Origin of the sequence: Bartonella queenslandensis AUST/NH15 (assembly GCF_000312585.1) — a bacterium.
GTDB classification, from domain to species: Bacteria; Pseudomonadota; Alphaproteobacteria; order Rhizobiales; family Rhizobiaceae; genus Bartonella; species Bartonella queenslandensis_A.
On sequence record NZ_HE998013.1, the window covers coordinates 42101 to 50643 of the forward strand.

8 protein-coding genes and 1 pseudogene are annotated in these 8543 nt (G+C 37.9%); all 9 read left to right on the plus strand.

The genetic code is table 11. From position 1 onward, the window contains the following. Positions 1–248: 248 nt before the first annotated feature. On the plus strand, positions 249–935 hold the full coding sequence (gene tsaB / locus BN338_RS08285) for a tRNA (adenosine(37)-N6)-threonylcarbamoyltransferase complex dimerization subunit type 1 TsaB (RefSeq protein ID WP_039760926.1): 687 nt from the start codon (positions 249–251) through the stop codon (positions 933–935). Beyond that, the gene (gene rimI / locus BN338_RS08290; RefSeq protein ID WP_039760928.1) at positions 935–1426 is read left to right on the plus strand and encodes a ribosomal protein S18-alanine N-acetyltransferase; all 492 of its coding nucleotides are present in this window, start codon (positions 935–937) and stop codon (positions 1424–1426) included. Before tsaB ends, rimI begins: the two co-directional genes overlap by 1 nt. Positions 1427–1457: 31 nt before the next feature. Continuing rightward, the gene (miaB, locus tag BN338_RS08295; RefSeq protein WP_039760930.1) at positions 1458–2834 is read left to right on the plus strand and encodes a tRNA (N6-isopentenyl adenosine(37)-C2)-methylthiotransferase MiaB; all 1377 of its coding nucleotides are present in this window, start codon (positions 1458–1460) and stop codon (positions 2832–2834) included. Between the two features lie 162 nt (positions 2835–2996). Continuing rightward, positions 2997–4095 (plus strand): annotated as a pseudogene (locus BN338_RS08300) (PhoH family protein). After that, complete coding sequence (gene ybeY / locus BN338_RS08305) at positions 4095–4586, plus strand: rRNA maturation RNase YbeY (RefSeq protein ID WP_039761199.1); 492 nt, start codon at positions 4095–4097, stop codon at positions 4584–4586. The pseudogene BN338_RS08300 and the gene ybeY overlap by 1 nt, the downstream one beginning before the upstream one ends. An 84-nt stretch (positions 4587–4670) precedes the next feature. Further along, a complete protein-coding gene (locus BN338_RS08310; RefSeq protein ID WP_039760933.1) occupies positions 4671–5696 on the plus strand; it encodes a hemolysin family protein in 1026 nt (341 codons plus the stop codon). Beyond that, positions 5659–7293 (plus strand): apolipoprotein N-acyltransferase, encoded by a 1635-nt coding sequence (lnt, locus tag BN338_RS08315; protein WP_039760935.1) that lies wholly within the window; start codon positions 5659–5661, stop codon positions 7291–7293. Before BN338_RS08310 ends, lnt begins: the two co-directional genes overlap by 38 nt. Positions 7294–7442: 149 nt before the next feature. Then, the gene (locus BN338_RS08320) at positions 7443–7856 is read left to right on the plus strand and encodes a helix-turn-helix domain-containing protein (RefSeq protein WP_039760937.1); all 414 of its coding nucleotides are present in this window, start codon (positions 7443–7445) and stop codon (positions 7854–7856) included. Positions 7857–7983: 127 nt separating this feature from the next. Next, positions 7984–8543 (plus strand): S-adenosylmethionine synthetase N-terminal domain-containing protein (locus tag BN338_RS13245; protein ID WP_039760939.1); only part of this gene is annotated, 560 nt, incomplete at its 3' end.

The following is an 8543-nucleotide window of genomic DNA, read 5'->3' on the forward strand; positions in this document are numbered from 1 at the left end:
AAATGAGAAAATCTGATAATATCAAAAGGGCTTATTGAACATGAAAACAATAAATTATCGTTATAAATTAATTTATCAACAACCCCAAAAAATGAGGATTAAATCAACGTCTCATCCTATGCCATAAAAAGATATTGTTGCTTATTGGCACTAGCAACTTTCTTATAAATGAACTATACGACGATAGAAAAGATTAAAAAAATATATGAGACCTTTGTCTATCGTCTTATTCAATTAAAATATTTTTTATGCTTATTCTTGCTATCGATACTGCTTCAATTTATTGTGCTGTTGCGCTCATTCGTCATAAGTCTGTTATTGCGCGGATTGATGAGCGCATGAATAAAGGGCATGCTGAAAGGCTTATTGGGCAGATTACACAAATAATGACACAAGCTAATATGGCGCTTGATCAAGTTGAACGTATTGCTGTCAATGTTGGACCTGGATCGTTTACTGGTGTCCGTGTTGGTGTTGCCACAGCACGCGCTTTGGCATTAGCGCTTGAGATACCAGCTGTTGGAGTGAGTGCTCTTGAAGCTTTAGCAGCACAAGTCATGACCAGTAAAAATACTGCATCAGCAATTACTGTTGTCATTGAAGCAGGAAAAGAGATGTTCTACCATCAAAGTTTTCATAAGGATCTCACTCCTTTGGGAGAACCGGGATTAAAAACAGTTGAAAATATCCTCGAAGACTTGCCCCCCAAAGCCCAACTGACTGGCCCAGCGGCTGATATCGTTATGCAGCATGCGGAAAATCATAAAATAAACAAAAAAATTATCCTAGAAAAAATCCCTTGTGAAGCAGCAGATATTGTGAACTATGCTTATCTTGCTGCAAACAAACAGCCACAAAATTCGCCACGCCCCCTCTATCTACGCAGCGCTGATGCAAAACAACAAACCAATTTTGCTTTACCACGAAAAAAATAATGTTTAAATTTTCATCGACAAAAAAGCATTTTGGAATTGCTCCATTACAAGTTGATGATAGTGCTGCTCTTCACCAAATTCATCGACATTGTTTTACCCATGCTTGGGGAAAACAAGCTTTTGATACCTTTTTAACAGATCACTCTATCTTTGGCTACAAAGTCTTTCTCATTGAGAGATCTGATCAAATTTTAGGCTTTTGCCTATGCCGCCTTATTCTTGATGAAGCAGAAATCATCACAATAGCTGTCCATCCCCATTATCGTCAACAAGGAATTGGTATCTTACTTATCGATCATACCATTCGCTATCTTCATGATAAGCGCGCTACAAAATTATTCTTGGAAGTAGAATCCACAAATTTTTCTGCTTTAAACCTTTATCAACGCTTTGAATTTCAAAAAATTTCTGAACGTCTGGCCTACTACCCATCACAAAATGGTCGCGGTGATGCAATTATCATGCAAAAAACTTTTAAGCAAATAGATTGAGATTTATGTGAAAAACATTTAGACAAGCACTATGAATAAAGTAAATCCTAAAAATACATCTCCTGTTGTTCCTAAAAAGGTTTTTATCAAAACCTACGGATGCCAAATGAATGTTTATGATAGCCAACGGATGACTGATAGTCTCAGTTCACAAGGCTATGTGACAACACAAACCCCCAATGATGCCGATCTTATTCTTGTTAATACCTGTCATATTCGTGAAAAAGCAGTAGAAAAACTTTATTCTGATATCGGTCGTTTGCGCGTTATGCGTCAAGAGCGAACGCCTAATAAACCCTTGACAGTTGGTGTAACAGGTTGTGTTGCTCAAGCTGAGGGAAGTGAAATCCTGCGTCGCGCTCCAACAGTGGATCTGGTTATTGGTCCGCAAATGTATCATCGCTTGCCAGAATTGTTAGAAAAAGTCAAACAAGGAAAAAAAATTATCGAAACGGATTATGCCGTTGAAGATAAATTTGCTCATTTACCGCCTCATAATAAACGTGCCGTAAGAAAACGGGGTGTTAGTGCATTTTTAACAGTACAGGAAGGGTGCGATAAATTTTGCACTTTTTGTGTTGTTCCTTATACGCGGGGGGCTGAAATATCGCGCTCCGTCGAGCAAATTACCGAAGAAGCCCGTCAACTCATTGAAGCTGGCGTTAAAGAAATTACGCTGCTTGGACAAAATGTCAATGGTTGGCATGGGCAAAGTGCTAATGGTAAAACTTGGCGTCTTGGTGATCTCCTTTATCATCTTGCAAAACTCGATGGTTTAAAGCGTTTGCGTTATACAACCAGCCACCCGCGTGATATGGATGATAGCCTTATCGCCGCACATCGAGATCTTGATATGTTAATGCCTTATCTTCATCTCCCTGTTCAATCAGGTTCAGATCGCATCTTAAAAGCGATGAACCGCCAACACAAAAGCTCTTATTATCTTCATCTTATCGAAAAAATTCGAGCTGCACGGCCAGATATTGCCTTTTCAGGTGATTTTATTGTAGGATTTCCAGGAGAAACAGATGAGGACTTTGAAGAAACCATTAAGCTCATTCAACAAGTACAATACAGTTCTGCTTATTCTTTTAAATATTCCCCCCGTCCTGGAACCGTAGGAGCTACCATGAAAAATCACGTTGATGAATCTGTAAAAGATGCTCGGCTTCAACATTTACAAGTTCTTCTCCTTGAACAACAAAATACATTTTTACGTTCTAAAATTGGACAAAAAACGGATGTTCTTATCGAAAAACCTGGACGTCATTCAGGGCAGATGGTAGGGCGCTCCCCTTGGCTTTTACCTGTTGTCGTCGATACAGAATCCTCTACAGGTAGCGTGGTAGAAATTCATATTAAAAATGCAAGCGCAAATAGTTTTGTCGGTGAAGTGACAAATAGATAAATATGCCTCTACCATCTTGTTTATAATAAAGATTTTGGAAAACTCTTTTATTTTCAAAGAAAATGATTACATCTAGAGCATGATTTTTTATGAAAGAAAATTTTTCTTTTATAAAGTTTACTCAAAAAAGTGTTTAATACTTATGTCAATATGGAGAATAGACTGAAAGTTTCAACTAAAAAAATAAATACTGATATTGAGAAATTTTCCCCCTTGGAACAAGAAAACGCTTCAGATACGAGTCAAGTTGTTTTGATTTTCGAAAATAATGAATATGCAAAAACAGTTTTTGGTAAATTTGACGAAAATCTTGCTTACATCGAAAAAAAACTCAAACTTAGTATTCATCCACGTGGTAATGAGATCTTAATCCATGGAAACATTTCTGTTATAGAGCATGCACGATATGTATTGCAACAGCTTTATGAACGTGCAAAAACACATCAAGAGCTCACTTTATCAGATATAAAAGGGGCGATTGCTATGGCAACTATAACACAGAAACAGAAAGAAGATACAATAACACAAAAATCTGCAAAACATATACCAGCACAGTTGAATATCCATAAAAAAAATAATTCATCCAAGGACTCCAACACAAGATGCTTACATACGTGCTATGGAGCATACTGAACTTGTATTTAGTGTAGGACCAGCAGGAACAGGAAAAACGTATCTTGCTGTTGCTCATGCTGCGATGCTTCTAGAACGTGGTATTGTTGAGCGAATTATTCTCTCGCGGCCCGCTGTTGAAGCCGGAGAACATCTGGGGTTTCTTCCTGGTGATCTCAAAGAAAAAGTCGATCCCTATTTACGACCACTTTATGATGCTCTTTATGATATGATGCCTGCTGCAAAAATAGAACGTATTTTAGCTTCTGGTGTCATAGAAATTGCTCCTCTTGCCTTTATGCGCGGGCGAACACTTGCCCATGCCGCTGTTATTCTTGATGAGGCACAAAATACGACGCCCATGCAAATGAAGATGTTCCTCACACGTCTTGGAGAAGGAACACGTATGATCGTTACTGGTGATGTAAGCCAAATTGATTTGCCTATAGGACAAAAATCTGGTCTTATTGAAGCAATCCGCATTCTTTCAAATGTAGAAAATATTGCAATTGTGCGTTTTGATGAAAAAGATGTTGTACGCCATCCACTTGTTGCTGCTATCGTCCATGCTTATGATCGTGATTTTATAATACAAAATAAAAAAAAATCACTCGCGCGCGATGCATTAAAAAATGAATTTGATTCATGATTATTATTATTGATATAATGGTTAAAAGCGCAGGGTGGAATGATGAGAAAATGCTTTATAATATCACCGAAAAAGCATTAGCGGTAACAATGCATCATGTTTCATTGGGAAACGTTGTAAGCGAAATTAGCCTGCTTTTTACGGATGATGAACATATGGCACAAATCAATGCACAATGGCGTGGTAAAAATAAATCCACCAATGTATTATCCTTTCCTGCTTTCCCAATTAAAGCTGGAAATTCTCCTGGTCCCATGCTGGGTGATATTATTATTGCCCGAGAAACTGTTGTTTTCGAAGCAGAAAAACAAGGAAAAACATTTCAAGACCATTTAACGCATATGATTGTTCATGGTATCTTGCATCTGCTTGGCTATGACCATGAAACCGATGATGAAGCACATCAAATGGAAAAGCTCGAAAGAGAAATTCTTCAAAAGCTCTGCGTAAAAGACCCTTACGCTGAGTTATCGATCAATGATAAAATTTAACTTTTAAAATCAATATTAACAACATACCATTTAAAACCTCTTATTTATCACTTATAAAAAGAAAGTCTAGAAGATTTCAAAATCATGGCAAACAAAATAAATGCACAAAATAATAGTCAAGCATCTTCTAATAATGAAAAAGACACCTCTCAACAGACGAATCATACAGAAAAATATTCCTTGATGAATCATTTGTTTTCATTCTTACGTGGTCGTCATTATGCATCGACATCACTGCGTGATGATCTTACCGTTGCACTTGCGACTAACAATGAAAAAGATACCACCCTTTTCTCACCTGAAGAACGTACGATGCTGCATAACATTTTACGCTTACGTGAAGCACGTGTGGATGATGTTATGATACCGCGTTCTGAAATCGAAGCATTAGAAATCAACACCTCTCTTGGAGAAGCCCTTAACTGTTTTGCAAAAATTGGTCATTCTCGCATGCCCGTTTATGCTGAAACTTTAGATGATCCGCGCGGCATGATCCATATCCGCGATATTCTTAATTATATGACTCGCTTTATTATCAACCCTACAAAAACTGCACAGAAATCCGATTTACTTCAATTAAATCATACAGATTTACATACCCCAATCGGCGAATTGGATTTGATTCGAACTGTTCTCTTTGTTCCCAGTTCTATGCTTGCAAGCAAATTATTAACACGGATGCAAACTACACGAACACAAATGGCTTTAGTTATTGATGAACATGGGGGAACAGACGGTCTCGTTTCAATGGAAGATATTGTTGAATTAGTCGTTGGTGATATCGAAGATGAACATGATCATGTCGACAATGCTATCGTACGCGAACACAACAATAAATGGCTTGTTGATGCAAGAACCGAATTAGAAGATGTGGAGAAAGCTCTTGGACCTGATTTTATCGTAGGAGAATATGGTGATGAGGTTGATACTATTGGTGGTTTAATTGTCTCCATTCTTGATCGTATTCCTGCAAAAGGTGAAATTGTCGAAGCTGTTCCTGGCTATAAATTCCGCATCTTAGAAGCTGATAAACGCCGAATTAAGCGGTTGCGCATTTTTCGTATTCCAGAAAATGAGAATTTTGAAAGTAATGCCTCCCCTAAAGAATAATCGAGCGTTTTTAAATAATTTCATCGTTTTTTTGTTTGCTGTTACTGGATGGAAGCGGCAAGCATTAATCTTTCTATGTGGTGCTTTTACTTCCCTTGCACTTCCCCCCTTTTATTTAACACCCCTTTGCTTTTTAACTTTCCCAATCTTTATTGTTTTGCTTGACTCAATACGGTCCTCCCCAAACAATAAAAAACATTTTTTTACCTACGCTTTAAGCTGTGGAACCTTTGGTTTTAGTTATTTTATTTGCGGACTTTGGTGGCTCTGCAATGCTTTGTTGACAGATCCAGATTCTTTTGGTTGGGCAGTCCCACTAGCCATTTTATTCCCCCCTCTCTACCTCTCTCTTTATTGGTTTTTTTCTGGTTTCATTGTCGGCTTATTATGGATAAAAGGAATAGCACGCTTTTTTGTTTTAGCCTTTGCATTAGGATTGGCCGAGTGGTTGCGTGCGTTCTTATTCACAGGATTTCCATGGAATGCTCTTGGCTATACAGCCATGCCAACCCCGATGTTCATGCAATCTGACGCCATCGTGGGACTTTACGGAATGAACATTCTTGCTGTCTTAACCTACAGTTTGCCAACAGTTTTACTCACGGATGAAAAAAAGAAAGTAGCACTTTCTCTTTGCTTAGCACTTATATTCATTCACAGTGGTTTTGGACTTTATCGTCTCCATACGATAGAGAATACAGTTGAAGATCAAAAAAGAAACTATTGGGTGCGCATTATTCAACCTTCTATCCAACAAAATATAAAATTGCGCGATAATACACGAGAGATTATGTTGGAAACCCATATGCATCTGAGTGCAACACCAATAACTGGTAAAAATCCAGAACCTGATTTTATCATATGGCCCGAAGCATCTGTTCCTTATCTTCTCTATGAGAACTCATTTGTCACAATGCACATTGCCTCTCTTTTAAAACCTAAACAATGGGCTATTATCGGAGCAATACGCGCCAGCAATGATCTTTCTCACCCCCAAACACAATATTTTAATACAATTGCAGTCATTAACGCTCAAGGTAATATTTTACACACTTCCGATAAACTTCATTTGGTTCCTTTTGGTGAATATCTTCCCTATCAGAATTTATTAAAAAAAATTGGATTGCGTATTCTTGCTGATAATATTGGTGGCTACAGTGCTGCACATGTGCGCAAAACTGTCACAATGCCAAACGGATTTTCTTATCTGCCCTTAATTTGTTATGAGGCAATATTCCCTCATGAAATGACTTTTAAAGGTTCCCCGCCTCAAGCAATCATTAATGTTACAAACGATGCATGGTTTGGTGTAACACCAGGCCCCTATCAACATCTTCAACAAGCACAGCTTCGTGCCATTGAACTGGGAATTCCCCTCATACGAGCAGCCAATAATGGAATATCAGCTGTTATTGATTCTTATGGACGAATCGTTGTAGCTCTTCAACAAAATGCTGTGGGCATTATTGATTCAAAAATTCCATCATCCATTACCCCTATAGGAAGCAATGAATACAGAACTTTCTCTACTTTTATCTTATTCATTCTTATGCTATTGTGTCGTATTGGTTTTGGTTCTACAAAACAGCTTAAATGATTCAAGTGCTCCTTGTGCGGTATTATGTTGCGTATACCAGTAATATTGGGAAAAAATATTACATATTATTTTAATTATATGATAAATCAGCTTCGCATAAATCTGATGTTGGTTTAAAAGAAAAGTGCTGGAAATTAAAGAGTTGCATTATGACCGAAACTAGAAAAAAACCTGACCCTATAGATATCTACGTTGGAACTCGTATTCGTTTACGTCGTAATATTTTAGGACTGACTCAAGAAAAACTAGGTGAAAAATTAGGCATCACTTTTCAGCAAATCCAAAAATATGAAAAAGGAACAAACCGTATCGGTGCCAGTCGTCTTCAAGCGATAGCAGAAATTATGGATGTTCCTGTTTCTTACTTTTTTGATAAAGGTATTACCTCTCAACAAGTAGAAGGTTTGGCTGAAAGTGATCACAATTTTATGGACTTTTGTTCTAGCAGCGAAGGGATCCAACTCATGCGAGCTTTTACGAATATCTCTGATGCTAAAGTGCGTCGAAAAATCATTGACTTGGCAAAAGCACTTTCTGAGGAAGATTTGTCAGATAAGCTATAAATTTAAAATTATATTTTTTCTCTTTTATTCATATAAATTCACATTGACGATTTGCTGTGGAATTGGCAAACCGTAGAGGTTTTAGTAGGCAATTAATTGAATTGTTGTTTTTTTTGAAGGAGTTCCTATGCCGCATCAAGATTATCTTTTTACGAGCGAATCGGTATCGGAAGGTCATCCTGATAAAATTTGTGATCGTATTTCTGATGAAATCGTTGATATGATCTATAAAGAAGCGCAAAAGACTGGGACTGATCCATGGTTAGTACGCGTTGCTTGTGAAACTCTTGTCAGTGTAAATCGTGTTGTTATCGCCGGTGAAGTCCGTGTTCCCGATACGCTCTTTAAAAAAAATAAAAATAAAGATCTTATCTATGATGAAGCTGGCTTTCCACTCATTAATCCTACGCGTTTTCGTACAGCAGCGCGCCGTGCTATTCGCGCCATTGGCTATGAACAAGCAGGTTTCCATTGGAAAACTGTTAAAATTGATGTTCTTTTGCGTCCTCAATCCGCTGACATTGCTAGAGGTGTTGATAATGCAACGGATCGGCATGGTGAAGAAGGAGCGGGAGATCAAGGCATCATGTTTGGATATGCTTGCCGTGAGACACCTGCCTTTATGCCTGCACCAATTTATTATGCGCATAAGATTCTCAAACTTCTTGCTGCGGCTCGTCATAAAGG